The organism is Stutzerimonas sp. C6.4V (assembly GCF_058536345.1).
Window position 1 is genome coordinate 1,507,293 of the sequence record NZ_JBZUBM010000001.1, and the last position, 24,001, is coordinate 1,531,293.

The 24,001-nt window shown below is 56.1% G+C and carries 22 protein-coding genes and 1 pseudogene; 11 read left to right on the forward strand and 12 right to left on the reverse strand.

Annotation, left to right across the window (positions count from 1 at the left end):
• Positions 1–92: 92 nt before the first annotated feature.
• On the reverse strand, positions 93–1,028 hold the full coding sequence (locus AC4LFW_RS07205) for a LysR family transcriptional regulator (protein WP_158188603.1): 936 nt from the start codon (positions 1,026–1,028) through the stop codon (positions 93–95).
• An 828-nt stretch (positions 1,029–1,856) separates the two neighbouring features.
• Between AC4LFW_RS07205 and AC4LFW_RS07210 the strand changes: the two genes are divergently transcribed.
• Complete coding sequence (locus tag AC4LFW_RS07210; RefSeq protein ID WP_158188601.1) at positions 1,857–2,852, forward strand: alpha/beta fold hydrolase; 996 nt, start codon at positions 1,857–1,859, stop codon at positions 2,850–2,852.
• Positions 2,853–3,294: 442 nt separating this feature from the next.
• On the opposite strand, the gene AC4LFW_RS07215 is transcribed toward AC4LFW_RS07210, so the two are convergent.
• On the reverse strand, positions 3,295–4,071 hold the full coding sequence (locus AC4LFW_RS07215) for an IclR family transcriptional regulator domain-containing protein (protein ID WP_158188600.1): 777 nt from the start codon (positions 4,069–4,071) through the stop codon (positions 3,295–3,297).
• A 154-nt stretch (positions 4,072–4,225) separates the two neighbouring features.
• Here AC4LFW_RS07215 and AC4LFW_RS07220 point away from each other — a divergent pair, with 154 nt between their 5' ends.
• The 6 genes from AC4LFW_RS07220 (at position 4,226) to AC4LFW_RS07245 (ending at position 10,266) form a co-directional block, all read left to right on the forward strand.
• On the forward strand, positions 4,226–5,347 hold the full coding sequence (locus tag AC4LFW_RS07220) for a C4-dicarboxylate TRAP transporter substrate-binding protein (protein ID WP_158188599.1): 1,122 nt from the start codon (positions 4,226–4,228) through the stop codon (positions 5,345–5,347).
• Between the two features lie 53 nt (positions 5,348–5,400).
• Complete coding sequence (locus AC4LFW_RS07225) at positions 5,401–6,609, forward strand: CaiB/BaiF CoA transferase family protein (protein ID WP_158188598.1); 1,209 nt, start codon at positions 5,401–5,403, stop codon at positions 6,607–6,609.
• 21 nt (positions 6,610–6,630) lie between these two features.
• Positions 6,631–7,629: an NADPH:quinone oxidoreductase family protein gene (locus AC4LFW_RS07230; protein ID WP_158188597.1), complete on the forward strand. Its 999-nt coding sequence runs from the start codon at positions 6,631–6,633 to the stop codon at positions 7,627–7,629.
• Between the two features lie 83 nt (positions 7,630–7,712).
• Positions 7,713–8,147 carry a TRAP transporter small permease gene (locus tag AC4LFW_RS07235; protein WP_491820156.1) on the forward strand — a complete coding sequence of 145 codons (435 nt, stop codon included), beginning with the start codon at positions 7,713–7,715 and terminating at the stop codon, positions 8,145–8,147.
• A 3-nt stretch (positions 8,148–8,150) separates the two neighbouring features.
• The gene (locus AC4LFW_RS07240) at positions 8,151–9,458 is read left to right on the forward strand and encodes a TRAP transporter large permease (protein ID WP_158188595.1); all 1,308 of its coding nucleotides are present in this window, start codon (positions 8,151–8,153) and stop codon (positions 9,456–9,458) included.
• Positions 9,459–9,645: 187 nt separating this feature from the next.
• Complete coding sequence (locus AC4LFW_RS07245) at positions 9,646–10,266, forward strand: flavin reductase family protein (RefSeq protein WP_158188594.1); 621 nt, start codon at positions 9,646–9,648, stop codon at positions 10,264–10,266.
• Between the two features lie 348 nt (positions 10,267–10,614).
• Here the strand turns inward: AC4LFW_RS07245 and AC4LFW_RS07250 are convergent.
• The 5 genes and pseudogenes from AC4LFW_RS07250 to AC4LFW_RS07270 form a co-directional block, all read right to left on the reverse strand.
• A pseudogene (locus AC4LFW_RS07250) lies at positions 10,615–10,872 on the reverse strand (transposase domain-containing protein); the annotation flags it as partial.
• Between the two features lie 164 nt (positions 10,873–11,036).
• Complete coding sequence (locus AC4LFW_RS07255) at positions 11,037–11,357, reverse strand: DUF190 domain-containing protein (RefSeq protein WP_158188593.1); 321 nt, start codon at positions 11,355–11,357, stop codon at positions 11,037–11,039.
• A gap of 29 nt (positions 11,358–11,386) precedes the next feature.
• The gene (locus tag AC4LFW_RS07260) at positions 11,387–12,430 is read right to left on the reverse strand and encodes an HlyD family secretion protein (RefSeq protein ID WP_158188592.1); all 1,044 of its coding nucleotides are present in this window, start codon (positions 12,428–12,430) and stop codon (positions 11,387–11,389) included.
• 20 nt (positions 12,431–12,450) lie between these two features.
• Complete coding sequence (locus AC4LFW_RS07265) at positions 12,451–14,016, reverse strand: MFS transporter (RefSeq protein ID WP_158188591.1); 1,566 nt, start codon at positions 14,014–14,016, stop codon at positions 12,451–12,453.
• Positions 14,013–15,485 (reverse strand): efflux transporter outer membrane subunit, encoded by a 1,473-nt coding sequence (locus tag AC4LFW_RS07270; protein ID WP_158188590.1) that lies wholly within the window; start codon positions 15,483–15,485, stop codon positions 14,013–14,015. The genes AC4LFW_RS07265 and AC4LFW_RS07270 overlap by 4 nt, the downstream gene beginning before the upstream one ends.
• Positions 15,486–15,703: 218 nt before the next feature.
• Here AC4LFW_RS07270 and AC4LFW_RS07275 point away from each other — a divergent pair, with 218 nt between their 5' ends.
• Positions 15,704–16,342 carry a TetR/AcrR family transcriptional regulator gene (locus AC4LFW_RS07275; RefSeq protein WP_158188589.1) on the forward strand — a complete coding sequence of 213 codons (639 nt, stop codon included), beginning with the start codon at positions 15,704–15,706 and terminating at the stop codon, positions 16,340–16,342.
• Between the two features lie 131 nt (positions 16,343–16,473).
• On the opposite strand, the gene AC4LFW_RS07280 is transcribed toward AC4LFW_RS07275, so the two are convergent.
• Both AC4LFW_RS07280 and AC4LFW_RS07285 read right to left on the reverse strand, forming a co-directional pair.
• Positions 16,474–17,145: an alpha/beta hydrolase gene (locus tag AC4LFW_RS07280; RefSeq protein ID WP_158188588.1), complete on the reverse strand. Its 672-nt coding sequence runs from the start codon at positions 17,143–17,145 to the stop codon at positions 16,474–16,476.
• Complete coding sequence (locus tag AC4LFW_RS07285) at positions 17,142–17,966, reverse strand: DODA-type extradiol aromatic ring-opening family dioxygenase (protein ID WP_158188587.1); 825 nt, start codon at positions 17,964–17,966, stop codon at positions 17,142–17,144. Before AC4LFW_RS07285 ends, AC4LFW_RS07280 begins: the two co-directional genes overlap by 4 nt.
• A gap of 365 nt (positions 17,967–18,331) precedes the next feature.
• Between AC4LFW_RS07285 and AC4LFW_RS07290 the strand changes: the two genes are divergently transcribed.
• The gene (locus tag AC4LFW_RS07290) at positions 18,332–19,726 is read left to right on the forward strand and encodes an MFS transporter (RefSeq protein WP_158188586.1); all 1,395 of its coding nucleotides are present in this window, start codon (positions 18,332–18,334) and stop codon (positions 19,724–19,726) included.
• Between the two features lie 54 nt (positions 19,727–19,780).
• Here the strand turns inward: AC4LFW_RS07290 and AC4LFW_RS07295 are convergent, their stop codons facing one another.
• On the reverse strand, positions 19,781–20,689 hold the full coding sequence (locus AC4LFW_RS07295; protein ID WP_158188585.1) for a LysR family transcriptional regulator: 909 nt from the start codon (positions 20,687–20,689) through the stop codon (positions 19,781–19,783).
• A gap of 150 nt (positions 20,690–20,839) precedes the next feature.
• On the opposite strand from AC4LFW_RS07295, the gene AC4LFW_RS07300 reads away from it, so the two are divergent.
• Positions 20,840–21,196, forward strand: a complete 357-nt coding sequence (locus AC4LFW_RS07300) for a putative quinol monooxygenase (protein ID WP_158188584.1) — start codon at positions 20,840–20,842, stop codon at positions 21,194–21,196.
• Between the two features lie 94 nt (positions 21,197–21,290).
• Positions 21,291–22,085, forward strand: coding sequence for an SDR family NAD(P)-dependent oxidoreductase (locus AC4LFW_RS07305; RefSeq protein ID WP_158188583.1), 795 nt, complete (start codon positions 21,291–21,293; stop codon positions 22,083–22,085).
• Positions 22,086–22,141: 56 nt separating this feature from the next.
• On the opposite strand, the gene AC4LFW_RS07310 is transcribed toward AC4LFW_RS07305, so the two are convergent.
• On the reverse strand, positions 22,142–23,128 hold the full coding sequence (locus tag AC4LFW_RS07310; RefSeq protein WP_158188582.1) for an LLM class flavin-dependent oxidoreductase: 987 nt from the start codon (positions 23,126–23,128) through the stop codon (positions 22,142–22,144).
• Between the two features lie 56 nt (positions 23,129–23,184).
• Complete coding sequence (locus tag AC4LFW_RS07315) at positions 23,185–23,994, reverse strand: sugar phosphate isomerase/epimerase family protein (RefSeq protein WP_158188581.1); 810 nt, start codon at positions 23,992–23,994, stop codon at positions 23,185–23,187.
• Positions 23,995–24,001: the final 7 nt, after the last annotated feature.

Below are 24,001 nucleotides of genomic sequence, written 5' to 3' on the forward strand. Positions count from 1 at the left end.
GCGTCATGTCTCTGAAACAAATCGTAAAGTTTGGCGGGGGGCGGAAAAATAGCGGCCAGCGAGAGGAAGCCTTACCGAATCTGTAACAATGATCAGGCCCAGTATTCAGGGTTCTGCAGCACCTTGTGGTAACCCTCAAAGGCTTGCGGTAGCTCCTGCTTGAGGAAGTCCACCCAGGTCTTCACCTTGGCGTCGAGGAAGCGCCGCGATGGGTAGAGCGCATAGATGTATTTTTCATGCAGATGGTAGTGAGGAAGCAGTCGCACTAGTGAGCCGCGTTGTAGCGCAGGGACGGCGACATAATCTGGCAACATACAAATGCCCATTCCCGCCTCGGCGGCGCTGCTCATTGCCTCTGCAACGTTCACCTTAAAGGTATTGCCGGGCCAAACAGGCAGCTCTGCATCGTTAACGATGAAGTTCCAGCTATCGCTGAACACCGGATCGGCAAGGCGAAGGCATTTGTGATTCTCAAGATCGGCCGGTGCCTTCGGCGCGCCATGTTGCCTGAGGTAGGCGGGCGAGGCACAGACCACGTGGAGCACTGTGCCCAGCTGCTGCGCGATCAGCTCGGAATCTGGCAGTTCGCGCGAGAGGGTAATGATCACATCGAGGTTGTCTTCCAACGGATCGGGTTGGCGCTGGGACAGCAGCAGCTCCAGGTTTACGTTGGGGTAAATCTCGTTGTAACGGCCGGCGAGTGTCGCTAACAGCTGAATACCAAGGCCAATGATCGAGTGCACCCGTAGGTGACCTTTGGGTATCAGGTGCGCACCGCCTGCTTCGGCTCGCGCCTGTTCAACCTGATCGAGAATCGCTCGGCATTGCTCCAGAAAGCGCTCGCCCGCTTCCGTCAATGCCAATCGCCGGGTTGTGCGGTGCAAAAGACGCGCTTGCAGATGATTCTCCAACTCTGAAACCAATCGAGAGACCTGAGCGGTTGACGTATCGGACTGCAGCGCCGCCGCAGTGAAACTACCAGCGTCAGCGACCCGAACAAACGCCCTCATCGCATGCAACATGTCCATTGTGTTTCTTACTCTCTGTGCCGAGCGGTCAGGTCCCGCATGTCCAGCCTGAGCGCGAAAGGGGATGTGTTCTGGCTTGATACCAGTCGGTGAAGTGGGAAAGCGCGAAAGCGTAGCGTCGGTGTTCTCTGCATCTCCGGGCACATTACGGGTCAAGCCATGCATCGAGGCACGCATCCAAGCGAGACGACTAGGGGCGTTCCGCTAGGCACGGCCGCGAGCCATAACTGTTATTGCGTGCGACGTAACGGTGCTTTATCCGTAGCTGCCTGTTTCCAATTCCGGGGAGGTCCTAAGCTTGCCTTACGTTCCACGCCACAGCGCACCGAGAGGCAACTCATATGACCCGCAATACCCTATCCGCAGCTGCGCTTGCCGCTTGCGCCCTGATACTGTCGCCCGTTTCCTTTGCTGAAGAATCGCCTGCATTCGTCGCTCATTTTTCAGCGCTACAAGATCAGGCTCATAACGCCGCCACTGAGCGGGCCGTCGTCAATCAGGCATCTACCGACTCACATCGGGCCCACGCCACGGTAACGTCAGAGCAACGCAAGGACAGCTGAACTCGGCTGGTTGCGTTTCGACGATCGATGCGTGACACACCTTTGAAAATGTTCCCTTTGCCGCTTGATACATGCGCGGCTTTTTTGCGTTTGCACGGTCAATACTCGTACGGGGTCGCCAGTGTCAGCTTCTTCGCTACGCACCCTGGTTGCGGCACGCCTTTGTGTTAGGGCAAACGGTGTCTTGCTCCATGCAGGGCGCGTCCAGACTCGAAGTAGCGCTTCAAACGGGCCTACTATCCATCCAAGCCCAGAGGAAACTTCCATGCGTACTTCCATGCTCGCAACCGTATGCGCTGTTGGTCTAACGCTGGCCGGCAATGCTTTGGCCGAATCGGCGCTGAAGGTCCTCGGCCAGGACTACAATTTCCCCAACAAGATCGACGGTTTGCCTACCAAACTCTCGGACTTCCAAGGGTTGCAGATCAATTCATTCACTACCTCTGACGATGTCAGGATCTCCTATTGGGAGGCCGGCGAGGGCGAGCCGTTGGTATTCGTTCCGGGCTGGTCGGCTAATGGCGCTGAATACATCAATGTGATGTATCTGCTCAGTCGGGATTACCACGTCTACGTGATGGATCCGCGCAACCAGGGCTTGTCCCAGCGCGTGGAGCACGGTGGCCGGATCTCGCGATTCTCGATGGATCTGAAAGAGCTATCCGATCATCTCAAGCTCGATAAGGCCAACTACGCGGGCTGGTCGATGGGCGCCTCGGTGCTGTGGGGTTACATTGATCTGTTCGGTACCTCCCGCATCGACAAGGCAGTCTTTGTGGACGAGCCGGTATCGATCTACTCGCACGTGGACTGGTCGGAGCAAGAACGACTGGATGCGGGCGGCACCACCACATCGCCGGAGCGCATGGTCGATGGTTTCACCGGCGGCAAGCCGCTCAATGCCCTGGTCACTGATCTGGTGCCGTGGGAGCGTGCACCGCTGATGGATTCGCCCTATTACGAGAACTCTGCAAGCTTTGCACAACACTTCATCAAGAACGACCCGAAGGCGGTGGGCCGGGTATTGTTCAACCACATCGTCAATGACTGGCGCGATGTTATCCAACACAAGATCGACGTCCCGGTGGCAATTTTCTCGGGCGACTACAGCAACAATCTGCCAAGCCAGCGCTGGATCCACAAGACAGTCCCTCAGTCGCAGTTGTTCGTCTACAGCAAGGCCGAGCAGGGCGATCACTTCTTGATGTTCAAGAACCCGGTCAAGTTTACCAGCGATCTGCGCGGCTTCCTCGAACATTGATCCAAAGCCAATCTGGCTTAAACTGTGCATTCCTGAGCTTATCGACCGCGCTTTTGCCTCGGATCCACAGGACAGCGCGGGCTTATATTCTGCAAATTACTGGGTACATCATGCCGAAAGGAGCGCGGCTCTGAGCGATCTATCTATTGAAGACTGCAGGCCATCTTGGTCTGAGCTCGGCGGTGTTTTCCGGTTCGCGTTCGGACAGGAAGCGTCCAATGATTACTAAAAGCGTCTGCATTCTCCGGTGAGGCGTGGCGTTAGCGCGGCACCACCGGCGAGGTAAAATTGATTCGACGGTGGGACCAACCGCCACCATCAATAGCGCGGTGCCGTGTTGTTTCAATCCTGCGAATTAGAAAGCACGAAATGAGGCTCGGCCTAATGCGACATGACGCCGGCCAGGCTGGTTGCAGGACTGCTGGCACGGATGACCGCAATATCAAGACCGATTGTCACTCAAGCTCATATTGATGCTATTAGCGGTTTGCTGCAAATGGTCAAGAAGTTCATCCAAAACTCCAGGTTCAGCTGCGCGGCTCGGAGCCATTGTTAAATTTATAGCAGCAATGGTCCGATTATCGTGACTCTTGATAGGGACGGATATACCGCACATTCCTTCCTCTAGCTCTCGATCTACGACAGACCAGCCTTTCGCTCCGTCTTCCAATATCACACGGCGCAGTTCATCTTTGTCGGTGATCGTAAACCGTGTATAGCGGCGCAGATCTACTGAGTCAAGATAACGATCTAGCTCATCCTCCGATAAAGCCGCCAGCTGGATGCGTCCAAGAGAAACCACATGGGCCGGAAGCGTGCTTCCAACGTTCAATGTGCTTTTCAATAGGCGTCGCGTCGGCACACGCATCACATAGTAGACATCGTAGTTTTCCAATACAGCGATGGAGCACGACTCGTGAACACGCTGGACCAAATCCTCCATATAGCCCTGCGCAAATGACCAGATCTCCATAGACGAAAGATATGAAAAGCCCAGCTCCAGAATCTTTGGAGTCAGCCAGAATTCCTTGCCGTCAGTTTTGACATAGCCGAGCGCACAGAGCGTGTGGAGAAGCCTGCGGGCGCTCGCTCGAGTAGTCCCCGACCTTTTGGCTGCTGCTGAAAGCGTCAATCTTGTCGCCCCCGCTCCAAAGGCCTTGATGATGGCTAGCCCTCGAGCAAAGGAGGCCACAACCAGATCCGAGCTGGTCTCATCCATATCTCTCAATCGCTCCTCTCAACGTGTTTCCGCTTGACAAACCCTGGCAAAGGGTCTTTTCTCTACCGTGTTCTCAGTGAGAACGTCGTGTGCGCACAGCGAACAATACTCCAATCAAACAGAGTGCGCAACGGACACAAAGGAGAAACACACCATGCTTACTAACAATAAAAAATTTGCTGTGATGGCTGTCGGTGCCGCCCTGACTGCAAGCATAAGCGTGTCGCCCAGTGCAATGGCTCGCGACCTCACGTATGCAAGCTATCTTCCTCCGCATCATCCAACCAGCCTTGGTATCAAAACCTTTATCGATAAGGTCCAGTCTGAAACAGACGGCAGCGTATCGTTTAAGTTGTTCCCCTCTGGTGCTGCTGCTTCTGGCCCAACGATGCTGACGGCGGTCCGTGATGGCCTGATCGATGCTGGCTTTATGGTTAGCGTCTATTTCCCAACTTCCATTCCGGCTAATTCAATCATCAGCGATTTGTCGTTTTGGAATCAAAATTCCCTCGTGACTGCCGCGGCTGCGGTTGACACAGTGCTCAACGGCTGCGAACAGTGTTTGCAAGAGTTTAGCGAATATGACGTGCGCTTTTTGTCGAACTATGCAACTCCGCCATATCAGGCAATGTGCAAAGGTGAATTCCCTAACGGATTTGAGCCTAAGGGTTTGCGGATGCGCGTTGCCGGCGAGGAGATGGGTCGCTGGGTTGAGCAAATCGGGGGCGTGCCTGTAAATATTCCGAACAATGAGGCGTACGAGGCAATGGAGCGTGGTCAACTGGACTGCGTAATAGGCGCAACCAGCTGGCTGAAGTCGCTATCGCTAAATGAAGTGGTGGATAGCGTTATAACGTTGCCGATGGGCGCGTTCCAGGGTGGGTCAAATATCAATGTTCGCGATGGGCTTTGGCAGGATCTCTCGACGAGCGAGCAAAAAGTGTTAGTAGACGCGACGCCGATTGCGCTTGCCAGGACCATTTTCGCTTATGAAAGTGAGGAGGCGGAAGCCAGAGAGGCCGCACAAGAAAATGGCATCAAGTTTGTCGAAGTCTCCCCCATGTTAAAGCAGACGCGCGATGAATTTATGCAGTCCCAGCTCGCGCGTGCAGCTGCCACTGCTAAAGGACGTGGAGTGAGCGAGCCTGAGCAGATAGTTTCTAATTTCATAAACAATCTTGAGAAATGGGAAAAGCTCGTTGCTGACGGGAATATCACCGAGGAACAGTACGCTGAATTATTGCGCACCGAGATATACGATAAAGCTTCTCTTTGAGAACTATGCCGCGCGCAGTCGGTGCCTTTGGATATACCTGAGCAGTGAATAAAATGAACAAAACAAGCAACGAGTTTCTACCTTTTCAAGGGGTACGCGTACTTGACATGAGCCAGGGTCTGGCTGGGCCCTATGCCGCCGAGATGCTCGTTATGATGGGGGCCTCTGTTATTAAAGTGGAGCCCCCCCAGGGCGACTGGGGCCGTGTTATGGGGGTTGGTCTCAACGGACAGACCTCTCTCAGTGCCCCTGTGAATTGGGGGAAACGCGCTATTTGCGTTGATGCCCGCCAGGAGGCTGGTCGCAAAGTGCTTCATCGCTTTGTCGAACAATCCGATGTCGTCCTTGAAAGTTTTCGTCCGGGGATTCTAGACAAAATCGGCTTAGGCTTTGACGTTTTGCAGAAACTCCGCCCGGGTATCGTACTAGGTTCGATAAGTGGTTTCGGGAGCGCTGGCCCTAACGCTTCTCGACCCGGGTCTGACAGCATCCTGCAGGCGGCGACCGGGATGGCTTCCATGAATCAGGATGCCGACGGCAAACCACGACGGGTAGGCATGCTAGCAGTCGACATGATAGCTGGCTTATATGCGGGCTTTGCGCTTGCCGCTGCAATCAGTGAACAAAGGCAGAGTGCCTCAAGCCCGGGGCGCCACTTGGAGCTCTCGCTCCTTGGCGCAGCGTCTGCGTTTCAGGCCACACCGATGTTGGAATCGTTTCTGCAGAATGGCGTTCGCAATCGACCTGTAACCGTCCCGTCCGGGAACTTCGCTACGCTTGATGGCGAAATTGCTGTGGTGTGCCTGCGTAACGAAATGTTCAGATCTCTCGCTGAGGTTCTTGGGCATCCTGAATGGGCCGAGGACCCGAGATTCGCCGATAACGCAGCCCGACAGGACAACGCCGAGGCGATTAATAGCCTTCTGGAAAAGATTTTCCTAACTCAGCCCCGCGACCATTGGATCGAAAAACTGAATGAGACTGGCGTCCTATGCGGTCCGATGAATAGCTACCAAGACTTGATTGAGGATCCGCAGGTGCAGTACTTGGGTTTATTGCCCATGGTGAACCACGAAGTGTTGGGTTCGTTTCCAATGCCCAGAATGCCTGGCTCCCAAATTGACCCGCGTACCTTATGCGCAGCCCCCGCCCTTGGTGGGCAAACAAGGGAGTTGCTAATCGAAGCCGGTTTCGATGCGGCCGAGATTAACGAACTCTTGCGTAATAACGTCTGCATCCAATCGTCGGGGCAAAGCATTTAGACGACCGTTAGGAGCCCACTGATGCGTGCAGTGATATGTGAAAGCTTTTCTGGCTCACAAGGTCTGGTATTCAAGGACGTGGAAACGCCAGGTTTAGGAAAAGGGCTCGTCAGAATTCGTGTTCATTATGCGAGCGTAAGCTATGCGATCACATTAATGGTCGCTGGACAGTACCAGCGTAAATTCGCTTTGCCTTTTGTGCCCGGCACAGAAGTCGCGGGGGTCGTTCTTGAATGTGCGAATGATGTTGGCAATGTGAAACCGGGCGATCGTGTAGCGGCGATCTTGGACTGTGGTGCATTCGCAGAAGAGGCTGTGGCGGATGCGTCCAACGTCTATCACATACCGCATGGATTCCCGCTGTCCAAAGCCGTCGGTATCCCTCTGTCGTTTGGCACCGCCGCCACTGCCCTGACCAAGGCTCGACTGGGCTCTGGCCAAACGATCCTGGTAACCGGTGCTGGTGGTGCGCTAGGCAGTGCTGCGATCCGGGTCGCCAAGACGAAGGGCGCTCGGGTCATCGCGGCTGCAAGCAGCGCAGACAAGTTACGAGCCGCAATAGCTGCTGGAGCGGATTATGGCGTCAACTATCTTCAGGAGGACCTGAAGGCAAAGGTGAAGGCCATAACTGAAGGTCGGGGTGTCGACATAGTCTTCGATCCCGTTGGGGGAGAACTGTTCGAGACACTTATACGCAGCACAGCAGTTGATGGCGTCGTTCTGTGTCTAGGCTTTGCAAGCGGCACAATCCCCAAAGTGCCAGCGAACTTGTTGCTCCTTAAAAATCTGTCACTTATTGGGGTCAACTTTTCAGAATACATCGGTTGGGGCGCTTCTGATCGGCGTCATGAGTTCGCAGGACAGGTGCAAGGACTGATGAGTTGGCTCTTTACTGAAGCCAGTAACGGAGCTATCGAAGTTCCAGAGCCGCAAATCTATCAATTTGATGAGGTAATTTCAGCTCTGGGAAGCATTGCCGACCGCCGCGCCATTGGAAAGATAGCAATAAAAATAAATTAGGTAGGAGATTCTTTATGTTCAGGTTCCTTTGGAGGCTGAGCGACGCCGCTGCAGTTGCGGTGGGTGTGCTCGTAGTCATGATGATGGTTCACATAACCTTAGAGGTGTTCTTGCGGCTCATCTTCAAGCAGCACTTGCCCGGAACCATGGAGGTTGTAACCTATTATTATATGGTTGCATGCATATTTGTCGGGATATTCTCCTGCACAATGCGAGATGCCCATATACGGGTAGACGTATTTGCGCAGTTTTTCAAAGGAAAGCTCCGCTCTGCGGTGGATATTTTTGGCTGGTTGGTTATCGCAGGTTACTTTGGGATTTTCTCTTTCGGTCTCTACCGCCAAGCCGACCGGAGTTGGCAAAAAAATGAGACGGTCGACGCCATATTGTTTGAGCTCCCGATCTGGCCCGCCAGGTGGCTGGCGCTTATCGCGATTACCCTGGCCGCCATAGCCGCTATCATAGTCTTGGTTCATTATTATGCCCCTTGGGCAGCGAATAATAAAAAGGATGGTTGACTCATGACCTCTATACAAATTGGGCTGTCCTGTATTTTATTGCTCGCTGCACTGCTCTCTTTGAGACTGCCAATCGGGGTGTCCCTCGGAGTTTCTGCCTTCACCGGTATCTTTATTTTACGAGGGTCGAACGCAGCATTCTCATTGATGGGCTCGACCACGTTTGATTTTATCGCTCACTGGTCGTTGACCGCGATCCCGATGTTCATACTGATGGGCTCAATTGCATTTCATACCGGTCTTACACGGACTCTTTATGATGCCGGGCGCGCATGTCTTGGGTTTTTGCCAGGCGGGCTAGCCATAGCAACTAACGTTTCAAGCGCTGGTTTCGCTGCGGCGAGCGGCTCCAGCGTAGCTATGGCTGGGGCCATGTCAAGGATCGCGGTTCCAGAAATGTTACGTGCCAAGTATGACCCGGGGCTTGCAACTGGCGTTGTCGCTGCGTCCGGCACGCTAGGTGCATTTATACCTCCAAGTATCCCTTTCGTGCTGTATGCAGTGTTCATGGAAGCGTCAGTTGGACAGTTGCTGTTAGCTGGGATAATCCCCGGGCTGCTGACTATGGTCATGTATTCAGCACTGATTGTCATACGTGTCAAATGCAACCCTGGCCTGGCCCCAGCCACCGACGAAGAATATAGCCGTTCGGAAAAGGTCAGGCTTTTGCTTAAATCTTGGCCGTTGCCATTTATCGTCGCGGTAGTTGTCGGGGGTTTGTATACGGGAACCGTAACTGCAACAGAGGCCGGCGCATTCGGCGCGTTCATCGCGATACTGGCGTCAGTAGCTCAGCGAACATTTACCTTAGCTGCTATGAAGGACGCCATCGCCGAGACCGTTAAAAGCTCGGCTACCATTTTTCTCATCGCACTTGGCGCTGTTTTGTTTAGTCGTATGCTGACGCTGAGCCAGATCCCCATGACTATCGGGCTCTGGGTAGAAAATTATGCTCTAGCGCTTTGGGTATTCCTCATATTTGTTACGATTTTCTATATAGTCCTTGGTATGTTTCTCGATCCGATTGGGCTCATGCTCGTGACTCTCCCCGTGCTTGCACCATTTGTAATAGCCTTTGACATCAACGTGATATGGTTCGGGGTATTGGTTGTCAAGTTTATCGAAATCGGATTATTGACGCCGCCCATTGGGTTGAATCTGTTCGTGGTGAGTGCGGGGGTAGGGGACGCAGTACCTTTCGCGACTATAGTTAGAGGGACGTTATGGTTTTTGGCGGCTGAGGCTGTAGTGTTGGCGCTGCTAATGTTCTTCCCGCAACTATCCCTATTTCTGCCGTCCTTGATGTATTAGTTTGTGTCGGATTCTTCAATGTTTGGTAGTAGCCTGGTGTCTATAAAGGCAAGCTCCCTAGCGTATCAATAAACATATGTATACGGCTGGCTTTTATTCAGCGTTTTAGGTGAAAAGGAATTGGTATACTTCGCTGCGGGTATCTGGCGAAGCATTGTCTAAGACAGATTAGGTTCACTGAGGTTGTATGATGGAGAACATTCATTTCTACGAACCAGCCAAAGGGCATGGGCTGCGGCATAATCCGTTTAATGCGTTAGTCGCGCCACGGCCGATTGGCTGGATTTCTTCGCAAAGCGTTGAGGGGCATTTAAATCTTGCGCCTTATAGCTTTTTTAATGCGTTTAACTATCACCCGCCGATTGTCGGATTTTCCAGCGTCGGCTTTAAGGACACCTTGCGAAATATACAGGAGACTGGCGAGTTCGGATGGAATCTTGCGACACGGAGTCTTGCTGAAGCGGTAAATATAAGTAGCGAGGCGACAGCGCCTGAGATAAATGAGTTTGAGCTCGCAGGTGTCACTCCGGTGAAGTCCAAGCTGATTTCTGTCCCGAGAGTCAAAGAAAGTCCGGTTTCTTTTGAGTGCCGCTTGACACAGGTAGTGCAGTTAAAGGGGGTCGATAACTGTCTGGTAGACACCTGGATGGTGTTTGGCGAAGTCGTTGGGGTTCACATTTACCAAGACCTGATCGTTGATGGTGTGTATGACACAGCTTCTTCTCAAACCATAATGAGAGGTGGCGGTCCAGCCGATTACTTCGAAATTGGCGCGGAGCAGCTTTTCAGGATCTACCGCCCCAAGTAAGCAGAAGAAGGATAGTCGTGCTGGAATACCGGCTTGCTTTACGCTCTTTTCCGCTTCGTGGACTAGGCAAATGCAAGCGATCCGTCGCAAGCGTTTTATCGCGGAGATAGAACAGGCTGGTGCTATCGGCTGGCCGTGACCGAGCCGTTTCTACCGCCAAGGCTGGCGATAGCGCATGGTGCGACAGGCCGTCGGTGCGCTGGTCCTCAAAGAACAGTTGGCCGGAGGCACGCGCAGGAGCCGGTGGTCCGGTTGAACAGGGTGTATTTGCCGGCCTGTAGGGAGTCGATCAGTGCGACCACCTGTTCGGTAACCGCTCCATAAACCCCACCTGTTAAAGACGGGGGTTCAACGCTCAACATGGTTTGGCGGCGAGCAGTTCCATGGCAGCAGTGGTTCGTACTCTTCCACGCTTTTTGCTGTAGACAATGGTCAAGCACATGCCTTAGCCAAGCATAGGGTTCTTAGCCGTTGGCCTTGGCGGTTTCGATCAGGCTTTGGATCTGTGCGCTGGCGGTGGCGCCCTTGGGCGTGTCGCTGAACAGCCAGTTCTTGCGCCCGATGACGAATTGGTCGATGGCGTATCTCGGCACGGTTGTTGTCGATAGGCAAGTGTCGCCCCTCGACGTAGCGTGCGAGTTTGTTCCAGTACTCGCCAGCTAGTTCACCGCTTTGCCAGCGCGGTCTGTCCGGCAACCTGCGGTTGGGTCTTGTCCAACCAGGCTTTGAGTTGAGCGAGCGTGGGCATACTGCGTTGGGCAACCACAAGCTCAGCCACTTTCGCCCAGCGTTCCGAACTCTGCCGCTACCTTTACATAGAACACATGCACGCGCTGTTGGGTTAGATGCTCGAAGAACATTTCCGCTTCCGCTTCGGTAACGACCAATGTCACTTGGACGGGTTGGTCCGAAAGATCAAACAGGTTGATTGCGTGGATGACGCCGTCGTGACCCAGTCCCTCCACGGCACCGCTTAAAGTGGCACCGCGCAACCCTAAGCGCCGAGCCTCCTCCAACAGCCACTGCCCGGCGGGAAGATTGCCGATCAAGCGATCCTGCTGGGTAAAAAACGTTATCTGATAGCCGTTCATGACGAGCCTCACAATGGCGACGGGATCTATTAGGACTCGGCCTGCACTGCCGCAGTGGCAGGCGTAGGTTCTTGAGCCGAAGCAGCATTGGTGTGGACGCTTGGCCTCACAGACATGCCCACACGAAGCCGCCGAGCCTGCTGTTGCCCTGAGTCCACCTGGATTCGCACTGGCAGTCGCTGCACGATTTTTGTGAAGTTTCCTGTTGCGTTGTGCGGCGGCACCAGCGAGAAACTCGCGCCGCTTGCCGCACCTAGACTTTCGACATGCCCTTTAAGCTGAACGCCCGGTAGCGCGTCTATCTCGATATCAACCGGCTGGCCGACATCCACGTTGGCTAACTGGGTCTCACGGAAATTGGCCTCGATGTAAATGTCATCCAGGGGGACCAAGGTCAGTAACGGCTCGCCTTGGCGCGCATAGCCGCCTACCCGGGCATGGCGCTGTGCGACGACGCCTGCGACCGGTGCTGTGATATTGGTGTAGGACAACATCAAGCTGGCGTCCGCCTTGTCAGTCATGGCTTTCTCCAGGTCGGCTTGCAGGATCGCTGTCCGTTGCTCGGCCGAACGCAGCCCAGCGCGATCACGTTCATAGGCCGCATGTTGTGTTGCCCATTCCGCCTCGGCCCGCTCCAGCGCTTGCACTGTCCCCGATCCATCACGGGCCAGGTTTGCCGAGCGTGTAAGATTTCTTTTGGCAAGCTTGAGCTTGGCGCTGGATGCAGCCACTACCGCGCGTGCCTGCTCAATCAGGCTTTGTTGAAGTTCCAGTTGCGCTTGGAGCCCGGCGATCGTGGCCGATGCAGCGACCAGTGCAATGCGCAGCGCTCTGTCGTCGATGCGCAACAGCGGATCGCCGGCTTGCACCTGCTGGTTGTCATCTACCGTTACCGCCATGATGACGCCTGAAACCTGAGGTGCGATCACCGTCAGGTCGGCACGCACATAAGCATCATCGGTGCTCTGCACGGATGACTGTGCTTCGGGACGATTGAGGATGAAAATTGCCCCCGCGACGGTTGCGGCAGCGATCGCTCCGATTACGATTTGGTAGCGCAGTTTATTGACCATGGAATTCGTACTAGCTCAACTCAAGAGGCCGCTCCAGCCGGAACGGTGGCTGGGGCGGAAGGGAAATTTCGGGGCACCACCGGTGCCGGGATGTATTGAAATCTCAGGACGAGTGGAATCAGCAAGAACGCCAACAGGCCAATTGCCCGATAAACGTCGGCGGTAGCAAGAACACTCGCCTGGTTGGCAACCTGCTCGATCAAGGCGCCTGGAGGAAAGTCAAATCCAGCCCAATGCGGAAGCAGGTTGCCCGCCTGATCCCGCAGTGATTCGAAATGGAAGCGGCCTCGAACTGTGCTCAACTGACCAACGAGCGCGCCGGCCACGACTGTGCTGAGTACCCGCACGATGTTGACCAATCCTGCAAGGAACGGCCCCTCGATCGGCTGCACCGTGCTTACAACCAGAAATAGCAGGGAAACCATCGCCATCGGTTGCCCAATTACGTGAAGAAGAGTCGGCCATAGAAACTGTCGCACCATCCATTCATCCGTAATGGCCGAAGCCAGCCAGCACGCCGCTGACATGCAGGCCAGCCCGGCGGCAAAGACGTGGCGGGCATCGACCCATCGCTGATACAGCAATAACGCTACACAAGACCCAAGCACCAGTTGCGGCAACCCTACTGATAGCCCGAGTCCTGCGCTTTGCTCAAGCCGGAAGTTATGAAGACTACCCAATGTGTTGGTTGGAAGATTCACGGCTGAGGACATGACGACCAGCAATCCGGCGAGCGAGATGAAGCCTAGCCAGATGTTGCGCCGGTTCAAAAGTGCCAACCCCACGAACGGAGCCGGATGAAGCCATTCGCTGATCAAAAACAGGCTGGTTAGGATCGCGCCCGTGCCAAGGGCGGCAACGATTATTGGTGACTGAAACCAGTCCAAGCGCACCCCCTGATCGATGCCAACCACCAAAAGCATCAACCCAGGCACCCCCAGCAACAAGCCGAACCAATCTGCTTGCTTCAGACGCGGCAGCGCTGGGGGCATCTTGGGAATTCCCCAGCCGACCATCCCCATCGCAATCAGCCCCAGCGGCAGCATGTGCCAGTAGGCCCAACGCCAATCATCTAAATGATCCACGCTCAGAGCCGCAAGCCCTAGGGCGACGTTAGGCGAGAGCGTGGCTGTCATGGCGAATAACGCCAGACCGTGCAATCGGATGGATGTAGGCAGAAACCGCAGAGCGGCCATCATGAGAACCGGAACCAGCGAACCGGCACAGATACCGTGAAGAAGGCGCAAGGCAATTAGCACATTTAGATCGCGAACGAACGGCAGGGCAGCAGCCAGCAACAGCGCTGCGGCGAGCATCGTCATGTGGAAGCGTCGCATCGAGAACGTGATCGCGAACCACGCGGCAAACGGCATCGCCGCCAGCTCGCCTGCCGAATAGGCGGTCGTGAGCCAGGATGCATCATCTTTGGCAAACCCTAGCGCGCCTTGTAGGTCGACGAGCACCAAAGCTGGGACGCGGCCACTCAGCCCCGCCACCATCGCTGCCAGCAGCACCCCCAATAGACCGACGGCGAGACGCATTGTGAGCACAGGCTGTTGCGGCGAGGCGGGTGCGGCAGTGCTCATGAAGAAGCCCCGATCGTTGCTGCTTCGCCCGCCCATTGTTCTGACCAGCCGCCACCCAAGGCTCTATAAAGCGAGACAACGGCGAGCGCGGAGGCAGTCGCGCAGTCGCTTAGTTCGGCTTGATTGGCGAGCAGGCTACGACGAGCAACCAGTACGGCCGTGAAATCTGCGGAGCCTTCCTGGTATGAGCGTTGTGCTACGCGCAGGGCTATTTCGCTTTGTTTCAACGCAAGCTGCAGCTGCTCGTGCCGCTCCAGTTCGCTGGCATAAGCGCCGAGGGCATTGTCCACCTCGTGCCAGGCTCGCAGCACCACTCGCTGATAGGCGATACCAGCCAGACGATGGCGGGTTTCACTCAAGGCCAGCTGGCTATGGAGCCGCCCACCATCGAAGATCGGCAAGTAAAGTGTGGGGCCTACCGAATAGTGCCTGGATCCCCAGCTTCCCAGATCAGAGAGGTCGAACGCCTGCGCGCCGAGTGTGCCGGTGAGACCGATACGTGGGTAGAAATCGGCTTTTGCCGCGTCGATATCCGCCACTGCTGCTCGCAGCCCAGCTTCTGCCTGCAGGATATCTGGCCGATTACGAGCCAGTTCGGAAGGCACCCCGATAGGCAGGCGTGACGGCATTGAGGGTAGTTCGGCAAAGGTGAGACGTTCATCCAGTTCGCGCGGGGGTTTGCCAAGCAGTAGCGCCAGCGCGTTCATCAGCGTATCTCGCTGGTGATTCAGCTGGGTTAAGCGGGCTTCGAGTCCGGCGGCATCGGCACGCGCCGAGGCAGCATCGAAACGCGTGGCGGCTCCATTGCGCTCACGGCTTTCGGCCATGCGAACCAGGTCTCGTCCGATCCGAAGGTTCTTTTCCACCAACGAGGCCTGCGCCTGCACACCGCGTAGCAACAGATAGTTGCGCGCTACGTCCGCCGAGACCGAGGTAATGACGGCATCCTGCCCGTAATAAGCCGCGTCCAACCTGGCCTGCGCAGATGCTTGCGTGTGGCGAAGATAACCCCAAAGGTCGAGTTCCCAGCCCGCTTGCAGGCCCAACGACCACATGTCCTGACCGTTTGTAGGTGCCCCCAATCGATGCGACGGCGAATTCTCACTGATTGCCGAGCGTGAGTAGCTGCCGGCTAGGGCCAGCGTCGGATAACGGGGCGCATCGGCCAACCCCAGCTGAGCACGGCTTTCCTCGACACGCAGCGCAGCCGTCTGGATATCCAGGCTCTGGCCAAGCTCCGACTCGAGTGCCGATAGCGTGGAGTCATTGAACAACTCCCACCAGCGAACGGGCGTCTGTGATTCGCTCAGAGCAGATTGGTCGTCAACCTGTGCTTGATAGGACGCCAGCGCTGCGGATGGATCAATGGACGGCAACTGGACCGCTGTTACGCTCGCGCAGCCCACCAGCAGGGTGGACGCCAAGGCAAGGAATATCCGGGCGAAACAAAGGCACGACGCAGCTTTCATTCGTATTCTCAAGCAGAGGCAAAGCGGGCAGGTCTCAATCATCGGTACGGCTTTGGAGCGAGGAGGCAAGCGATAAGATGGCGTGGAAACCGATCGGTATTCTAATTAGCTAAAAAACATTCAGTCAAATAATTAATGGCTAATCTATTGGGATTAAGCTTTGCGAGCGGAAGATACCGGCCGGTATACTTCAGCAAAACAACAGACCAGATTTTTCTATGAGCAAGCCTGACATTCAGTTCGACAAATCCGTCGCAATTCTCGATGCTGCGACGACTGTGTTCCTGACCCACGGCTTCAGCGCTGCGACTACCGATATGATTCAGCGCGAAGCAGGCGTTTCGAAGAAGACGATGTATGGATGCTTTCCGAGCAAAGAGGCCATGTTTGTCGCGGTGATCGAACGTCAATGCGCGTCGATGGCATCAACCATCCATGCGATACAGCCAGCCCCGGGGGATATCAGGAAAACCCTGGAGGACATAGGGCGGGCCTATCTCGACATCGTGCTGGCTGAGGTCGGGGTGGCGCTTTTCCGCGTGGTCGTGGCTGAGGCGCCGCGTTTTCCAGATGCCGGTCGCAGGTTTTACCTGGCCGGCCCCAAAGTCGTCATTGCGATGGTGTCGGAGCGTCTAAGTGAAGCCTCGCAAGCGGGTGAAGTTGACGTCCATGCTATCGGTGTAGAGGCGGCTGCTGCGCTGTTTATCAGCATGGTCCGCACCGAAGGGCAGATGGAATGCCTGCTGCATCCCGGTACACGGCCTTCTGCAGAGCAGCTGGACCGTTGGGTGCGATTAGCAGTAGATGCATTTGTCGGAAGGTTCGCCGTCCGAAATCAAACAGCTGGCGGACACTAACTGGTATTGCTGCCACGGCCTCTCGCCGCAGAACATACGCGCCACATGTGGAAGCTGCGGCCACTAGGGCCACGAGACTGACAAAGGCTCGAACCTCATGCGACCCTTGCCACGGTTGGCCACTCGCCACGTCAGGCGGGAGTCAACACAGACTCCAACCATCGGACAAAATCAGTCACTTCTTCGGCTGTTATCTCATGGCCCATGTCATACAGGTGCGTTTCGTGCCGTACGTCCAGTTGGGTCAACCAAGAATCAGCTTTCTCTGCCCAAGATACGGGGAGTTTATTGTCTGCACGGCCATGGGCGACAAACGCCGACAGAGAACGCAACGCCTGCGAACTCGCAATATAGGGCTTCAGCTCCGGCAGAATCCGGCCGCTGAGCAAGCCAAAGCCAGCCACGCAATGCGGGGCACTGAGCCCTACACTGGAACTGAGAATGCCGCCCTGGCTAAAGCCAGCGATCACGGTGGGCAGCTTAGGTAGCGCTTCTATAAAATTCACCAGGCATTGGCGACTGGCTTCGGCTTGCTCTTCGTTGATAACCGGGCCGGTGCTGGCGAAACTTACTTGAAACCAAGCGAATCCTTCAGCCGCGATCTGCAGTCGGCTACGTACCAGCAGGACTTCGACGTCGTCGGGGATGGAGTTGGAAAGGCCGGCGAGGTTGGTTTCATTACCGCCGACACCGTGCAACAGCAGCAAACGCGCGCGAGGTGTGGTCGTCCCGATCAAGCGGCGAAACAAAAGACCGGATTGCGGCTCTTCTTGAAGCTCTGGCATCGCCAATGGGTTACTCATACCTGAGTGCCTTCCTGGGTGAGAGATACCGTGGATGGGGTGCGGAACAAGTAGCTGTCCATTGCGAGTACACCGTGGGCGATTCCGCCTTCCAGTACCTCCATTTCGTAGTGCTCGCCGGCGGCGCCAAGCGCCAGGAATAGCGGCATCAAATGCTCGTCACTTGGGTGTGCACGCTCGGCGTCAGGTGCGTTTCGACGGTAGTCGAAGAGCGCTGGCATATCAGCGGCGCGCAATGCCTGACTGAACCAGTCGGCAAAATTCTTCACATATTCGGCCGGATCACCGTCGTAACCGCGGAACTCATAAAGGTTATGCGTCAGGCTTCCAGAACCAATGATCAAGATTCCCTGTTCACGCAACGGCTTGAGCGCCTGGCCAAGTTGCCAAGCGTCAACAGGAGTGAGCGGATAGGGCATGGAAACCTGAACCACCGGGATATCAGCGTCCGGCATCAAGTACAGCAGGGGTACCCAGGCACCATGATCCAAGCCCCGGTTTGACTCGGTGCTCGCTGAAATTCCCGCGCTGTTTAGCAGACTATTTATCTGCTCGGCCAACGCGGGATTGCCGGGGGCCGGGTAATGCAGGCGATAAAGCGCCTCAGGGAACCCACCGAAGTCATGAATAGTTCCAGGAGTCTGGCTGCTGCCAACACGTACGCCGCCGCGTGTCATCCAATGAGGGGAGACGATCACAATTGCGGTAGGGCGTGGCAACGCTCGTCCAACCTCAGTCAAGCGCGCGCCGGCCTTGCCGGGTTCAATAGCAAAGGTCGGGGCGCCGTGGGAAACGAATAGCACTGGGTACGCCTGGCTCATATTTGTAGTCCTGATGAGATGAGAGGCCGCAGCAGCAGAGGATTTGGTACTTACCTATGTCGTGCTGGTCCGGCTCGGGATGGACGAAAGTCTATAGAGCCGAGCGAAGAGATAAAGTCGCCGTAACTCAACAAACTGTTCCTAGAATTGGAACATTGAAGATGTCTGCCGTAATGCCTGGCTTATGCAGGCAGTTTAGAATTCGAGCCTTATATGCGGCATGACTGCGGTGACCGTAGCGCTGATTTCTACCTACTGGAGAACCCAGGTGCGTTTTTCGCTTGGTTCTACTTGGTTAGCATGGTGTACGCCTGCTTCCCCGCACCCCTCGTTTGGGGTCCTTTGCCGCTCCAGTAGATAGCCCCATGCCATTAAGAAGCTCGTCACTGACACCAATTCTGGTCGCCTGTTGCCTTGGCTTTCTTGTGGTTCAGCTTGATGTCAGCGTAGTGAATGTGGGGTTGGGCGCCCTTAAAGAGGCGTTCGGTACTGACCTCACCGGATTGCAGTGGGTCATCAATAGCTATGCGTTGATCTTTTCCGCTCTGCTTATTCTTGGCGGCGCTTGCGGTGATAAATGGGGAGCCAAATCCACTTTCACCGCAGGCTTTGCAACGTTCACCCTGGGGTCTATCGGTTGCGGCCTATCCGATAGCATGACGATGCTCGTCGCCATGAGAATGCTGCAGGGGGTGGGGGCCGCCTTCCTGGTTCCAACCTCGCTCACGCTCATTCGCTTGTCCTTCGCTAATCCTGACCATCGAAGATCAGCGGTTGCCCTGTGGGGCGCTTGCGGGGGGATCGCCTTAGCAGCTGGTCCAGTAATCGGTGGCCTGCTGATCGATTTTCTAGGTTGGCGCAGCGTTTTTTTGATCAATGTGCCCATAGGGATTTTGGCAATTGTCCTGATTAGCCGCTATGCACCTGCATCGCCTCGTATGGACAAAAAAGTTGATGCAGGCGGCCAGGTGAGCATCGCAGTAAGCCTGGCAGCCCTGACCTACGCATTAACCGAATCCAGTGGCCAAGGCTGGACGGCGCTAACCTTATCGTCGCTAGTAGGCGCAGCGTTTTTCCTGCTGGTGTTCGTGCTTGTTGAGCGACACGTAAAAGCGCCAATGCTGCCCGCGCACCTCGCCAAAAACAGAGTATTGGTGAGCATGTCGTTGGCCGGAGCGGTGATCAATCTGACGTTCTACGGCACGGTGTTCGTTTTCAGTATCTATTTCCAAACGATACTTCACTACGATGCCTTCAAAACCGGATTGTCGTTCGTTCCTTTGACCGCGGTGCTGACGCTGTCGACCCTGATGTCGTCGCGGATTGCTCGGACAATCAGCGCGCGGCGCATCATCATCACCGGTTTCATTATTCAGGTCATTGGCTTCCTCGCGCTCTCGCAGATCGGTACACAACCGTCGTTTTGGATACTCAACGGCGCGCTGATGCTGGTCGGAATAGGCAGCGCATGCTCAGTCCCGTCTATCACAAACTCGATGTTGGCTGCGGTCACTAGGCACGATGCGGGGATTGCGTCCGGTCTAATGGCTTCTGCCAGGCAACTCGGCGGGGTCATTGGAGTGGCGGTATTCGGCACTATGATTGCCACTACCGACGCTGAGAGCTTCGCTAAAGGCATGTCGAACGCAATGCTGCTTTCAGCGCTGACGCTGGTGGTGTGCATAGGCGCTATTTTATTGCTGACCCGTCATCCAGTGGCTGCTCTGGATGCTGAGCAGGCAGTGCGCCGGGACTCATAGGGATAGCCCGCCGGCATCGGTTAAAACCAGCCCGTTTTTATCGGTTGAGCGCGGCTATGGCGAGTAAGTGTGGCCATGTAGTTTCAGCAGCTCATCAACCAGATAACGGATTTTTGGCCGCAGGTGATTACTTTTCGACCACAAGGCATGGACCTCTACGGGGGTAGGCTCGAACGATTCGAGCAGCGGCAAAACTGCGCGCGCTTCGATATCTTTTTCAAACAGGCATAACGGCATCTGGCAGATCCCGAGGCCCGCTCGAGTAGCCTCGATCATGGCTTCCGCATCGTCAAACTGGTATGTCGGTGGGGGCGAGAACTTCACCGCCTGCCCCCCACGACTCATTTTCCACGGCATCAGACTTCCGCGGCGATACCCTACGATAGCGCGATGCTCAGCCATGTCTTCCAATGTCAACGGCGTGCCATTTTCTTCGAGGTAGCCCGGCGATGCACAGGTCACCCACCGGTGTGCGGTAAGCCGTCTGGCGACTAATCCAGGAACGCTGTCGACGCTGCCAAAGCGAATGGCTAGATCGATGCCTTCGTCGGTCAAGTCCACCAGTTGGTCGCTGAAGGTCAGAGTCAGCTGCAATTGCGGGAAGCGCTTGCTCATCTCCAGCAGAACCGGCAATACCACCTGCTTACCGAAGGCAACCGGTAAATCCACGCGCAGACGCCCGGCCGGTACGCCGAGCCTGTTGCCGAGGTTGCTCTCGGTGGCCTTGATCTCCTCCAGCGCCGCGGACCATACCGTGAAGTAGGCTTCGCCGTCGGGGGAGAGGGAGAGTCGTCTCGTCGACCGATAAAACAAGCTAGCACCCACTCTCGCCTCCAAGCGGGCGATCGCCTTTCCCACCGCGGACTTGGAGAGGCCCAGACGCTCGGCTGCCTCGGTGAACGTCGCAGAACGAGCAGTAGCTAGGAAAATGTGGATGCCGCTGAACGAGTCTTCTGAGGTCATTGCAATTTCCTGGTAGCTTGAAATGCTACCTATATGTGATTTGCAGGCTGTTTATCGACGTGGGGCTCTACCTTAGCATGATGTCCAACCTAGCGGCGCTCTCGTATTCCAAGCGTAGCGTCAGCTTTTTTCACGACGTGAGGACAGACCATGAAAGACGAAGTCATCAACATTTTTACCCTCAGCCTGGCACCCGAGAAATTCCAAGAGTTCAAGCAGCTGGTTACTAAAATCGTCGCAGCGACGAGCAAAGAGCCTGGCACCCTAATGTACGAGTACAGCGTCAATGACGACCACACAGTTGTGCACATCATCGAGCGTTACCGAGCGGACGCGGTTGTAAGCCATATCGAAGAGACCTTCGCACCTTTCGGCGAGAAGTTTCTCGAGCTAGTAACGATCACCAGCCTTCTGGTTTATGGCACTCCGGACGAGCCTACCCGTAAGCACCTGGACGCTTTCGGAGCGGTCTACATGAATTCATTCGATGGCTTTACCCGTAGCTGAGGCCGTGTTTCCCATAGCCAGTGGCTGGGGCTTCAAATTTATAGATAGGCCAAATCGACCTACCCGGCGAGAGCCGGCGTTATAGGGAGCGAGTATGCACATCAATCTTTCTGGCAAGACCGCACTGATTACCGCCTCTACAGGTGGCATTGGCTTTGCCATTGCGAAAGGTCTGGCGCTGGCGGGCGCCGAGATCATCATCAACGGCCGTAGCGACAGCTCAGTGGAAAAAGCTTTGGCGCGCCTGCGCGAAGCTGCACCACAGGCAAAACTCAGCGGTATCGCTGCGGATCTTGGCAATGCCGAGGGCGCGGACGCTCTCATCGCAGCGCTGCCAACGGTAGATATCTTGGTCAACAACGCCGGTATTTATGGTTTGGCAGATTTCTTCGAGGCCGATGACGATTGCTGGGATGACTACTGGCAGACCAATGTGATGTCGGGCGTGCGCCTCAGCCGCGCGCTGGTGCCGGCTATGGTCAAACGGGGTTGGGGCAGGGTGGTGTTTATCTCCTCTGAGTCAGCCCGCAATGTGCCTGCCGATATGGTTCATTACGGCGTATCGAAGACTGCTCAATTGTCGTTGTCTCGCGGTTTGGCCAAGCGCGTGGCGGGTAGCGGTGTGACGGTCAACAGTGTGTTGCCAGGACCCACGCTCTCGGACGGGCTGGCCGACATGCTTGAGGAAGAGCGCGCCCGATCCGGAAAAACTTTGGAGGCCGTCGCGGCGGAGTTCGTGATGAGCCACCGCCCGACTTCGTTGATACAGCGCGCGGCAACCGTAGACGAAGTCGCCAACATGGTGGTTTATGTCTGCTCCACCCAAGCTTCAGCCACCAGCGGCGCTGCGCTGCGTGTCGATGGAGGGGTGGTAGACGATATCCTCTGACGCATTGCCACGTGCTGGCTGCGGAGAGCGACCTCAGTGCGCCCTCCGCAGAGCTGTCAGCGAGTCAGCAGGTCCTCTATCGATTCGGCGGCAAGTTGATAGGAGCGGCAACGCGCAACCGGATCGTAGATGCGCGCATCAATCATCAGTTCGTCCACGCCAGTGGTGGAGATGAACTCCCGCAGCCACGCACCCACCTCCTGCTTGTCACCGATAGCGGTATACGCCATGGCCTGATCCAGTCCCTGCCGATCCCTGTGAGTGATCTGTGCCAGGTAACCTTCCTCTGGAACCGGTAGAAGCGCTGGGCGACCGGCGTGAAGCTCAACCACCCACTGTTGATGGGAGCTGGCCAGGTAATGCGCCTCGGCGCGGGTATCGGCCGCAATCACGTTGACCCCTGCCATCGCGTAGGGCTTGTCCAGGTAAACGGAAGGGCGGAAATTTTCCCGGTAATGCGCCAGTGCGCGCATCAGCATCTGAGGGGCGAAGTGTGAGGCAAAGGCGTACGGCAGGCCCATTCGGGCAGCCAGATCGGCGCCTTGCAGGCTGGAGCCCAATACCCAGACCGGCACATCATGCTGGCCAGGCAGCGCGCGTACCGGTTCCTTGCCGTTGTCCTCCAGGTAATCAAGTACTCGCTGTACATCCTGAGGGAAGTCCCGCTCCTGGCTGATACCGCGAATGGCGCGTACGGTCGGCCCGCCACTGCCTGGGGCACGACCGACGCCAAGGTCGATGCGGCCGGGGAATAACGTGTGCAAGGTGCCAAACTGTTCGGCCACGATCAGTGGTGAATGATTGGGCAGCATTACGCCGCCAGCGCCTACGCGCAGCGCGCTGGTTGCCGCCGCCAGGTGTTGAATGATCAGCGGTGTGGCCATCGAACCGATGCCCGGCAGATCATGGTGCTCGGCTATCCAGTAGCGGTTGTAGCCATGCTGTTCAACATGGAGCGCCAGTTGACGAGCGCCATCAAGGGTATCGGCAAAGCTTTTGCCTTCGCCGATCATCATTAGATCAAGCACGGACAGTGCAGTCATAGGAACTCCAGTTCGATAAAGCGCGAGCGCTGCGTCAACCGCAGCGGCGCGCAGGGTTAACGGTTAAGCGGGAGGTTCGCCCAGCTTGGGTGAGTTTCCAGGCGCTGCTGGATACCGCGCATGGCCTGTAGGGAACGTTGCAATTTCAGGTAAACGTCGCCGCCGTAATCCCAGCCGAGCACGCCGATTCGTCCGGCGTAGCCCATGCGTGACAAAGCGCTCAGCAGGGCGAAATTATCCAGCTCGCCCCGATCGGGCGGCTCCATGGTGGCCACGTCGCCCCAACCTAGCGGCGAGAGCGCCGAACCCGACGTGGTGACCTGCATGAGCCAAGGACGCATGGCATCCAGCCGGCCCTGCAAATCACCTTCCTGGCTGGCGTACCAGTGGTAGCCGTTGAACACTGCGCCCAGCTGCGGATGGCTGTAGTAGTTGCACAGCTCCACGACCTGAGAGGTGGTTTGCGTGACGTGGTTGCGGTGCGGATAGAGGGCCAAGCGCAGACCGCGGCGTTCGACGATAGGCAACAAGCTGTCGATCACCTTCAAAATCGCCGGCACGCCGTTGACCGAGGTTTGCACCGCCAGCTCGATGAGCTCCACGCCGTCGACCGACGCGACGAGCCGCCGAACCAAATCATCGTTGCGCCCTTCATGCAGCACCAGGTACAGCGCAGCGATATCCAGGCCGTGTTTCGCTTTGACGTGCTTCAGTTGCGATAGGTCGGTAAGCGGTTGCCCGCCCCAGGCCGCAACGGTAATGGCGTCGTAGCCAACCTCCGCGACCATCTCGCACTGGGCCTGGAAGCTATAGACGCCCATGGACGTGTAGAAGAACGAGTCCAGGGCATGGATTGGGTTTCTCATCGGCTCA

Bases quoted from the DNA above. Each gene is read 5' to 3' on its own strand.
- AC4LFW_RS07310 (WP_158188582.1), bottom strand. From the start codon at position 23,128: ATGACTGCACTGTCCGTGCTTGATCTAATGATGATCGGCGAAGGCAAA.
- AC4LFW_RS07290 (WP_158188586.1), top strand. From the start codon at position 18,332: ATGCCATTAAGAAGCTCGTCACTGACACCAATTCTGGTCGCCTGTTGC.
- AC4LFW_RS07210 (WP_158188601.1), top strand. From the start codon at position 1,857: ATGCGTACTTCCATGCTCGCAACCGTATGCGCTGTTGGTCTAACGCTG.
- AC4LFW_RS07305 (WP_158188583.1), top strand. From the start codon at position 21,291: ATGCACATCAATCTTTCTGGCAAGACCGCACTGATTACCGCCTCTACA.
- AC4LFW_RS07230 (WP_158188597.1), top strand. From the start codon at position 6,631: ATGCGTGCAGTGATATGTGAAAGCTTTTCTGGCTCACAAGGTCTGGTA.
- AC4LFW_RS07315 (WP_158188581.1), bottom strand. From the start codon at position 23,994: ATGAGAAACCCAATCCATGCCCTGGACTCGTTCTTCTACACGTCCATG.
- AC4LFW_RS07265 (WP_158188591.1), bottom strand. From the start codon at position 14,016: ATGAGCACTGCCGCACCCGCCTCGCCGCAACAGCCTGTGCTCACAATG.
- AC4LFW_RS07275 (WP_158188589.1), top strand. From the start codon at position 15,704: ATGAGCAAGCCTGACATTCAGTTCGACAAATCCGTCGCAATTCTCGAT.
- AC4LFW_RS07205 (WP_158188603.1), bottom strand. From the start codon at position 1,028: ATGGACATGTTGCATGCGATGAGGGCGTTTGTTCGGGTCGCTGACGCT.
- AC4LFW_RS07245 (WP_158188594.1), top strand. From the start codon at position 9,646: ATGATGGAGAACATTCATTTCTACGAACCAGCCAAAGGGCATGGGCTG.
- AC4LFW_RS07235 (WP_491820156.1), top strand. From the start codon at position 7,713: ATGGTTCACATAACCTTAGAGGTGTTCTTGCGGCTCATCTTCAAGCAG.
- AC4LFW_RS07300 (WP_158188584.1), top strand. From the start codon at position 20,840: ATGAAAGACGAAGTCATCAACATTTTTACCCTCAGCCTGGCACCCGAG.
- AC4LFW_RS07260 (WP_158188592.1), bottom strand. From the start codon at position 12,430: ATGGTCAATAAACTGCGCTACCAAATCGTAATCGGAGCGATCGCTGCC.
- AC4LFW_RS07255 (WP_158188593.1), bottom strand. From the start codon at position 11,357: ATGAACGGCTATCAGATAACGTTTTTTACCCAGCAGGATCGCTTGATC.
- AC4LFW_RS07220 (WP_158188599.1), top strand. From the start codon at position 4,226: ATGCTTACTAACAATAAAAAATTTGCTGTGATGGCTGTCGGTGCCGCC.
- AC4LFW_RS07285 (WP_158188587.1), bottom strand. From the start codon at position 17,966: ATGAGCCAGGCGTACCCAGTGCTATTCGTTTCCCACGGCGCCCCGACC.
- AC4LFW_RS07225 (WP_158188598.1), top strand. From the start codon at position 5,401: ATGAACAAAACAAGCAACGAGTTTCTACCTTTTCAAGGGGTACGCGTA.
- AC4LFW_RS07270 (WP_158188590.1), bottom strand. From the start codon at position 15,485: ATGAAAGCTGCGTCGTGCCTTTGTTTCGCCCGGATATTCCTTGCCTTG.
- AC4LFW_RS07215 (WP_158188600.1), bottom strand. From the start codon at position 4,071: ATGGATGAGACCAGCTCGGATCTGGTTGTGGCCTCCTTTGCTCGAGGG.
- AC4LFW_RS07280 (WP_158188588.1), bottom strand. From the start codon at position 17,145: ATGAGTAACCCATTGGCGATGCCAGAGCTTCAAGAAGAGCCGCAATCC.
- AC4LFW_RS07295 (WP_158188585.1), bottom strand. From the start codon at position 20,689: ATGACCTCAGAAGACTCGTTCAGCGGCATCCACATTTTCCTAGCTACT.
- AC4LFW_RS07240 (WP_158188595.1), top strand. From the start codon at position 8,151: ATGACCTCTATACAAATTGGGCTGTCCTGTATTTTATTGCTCGCTGCA.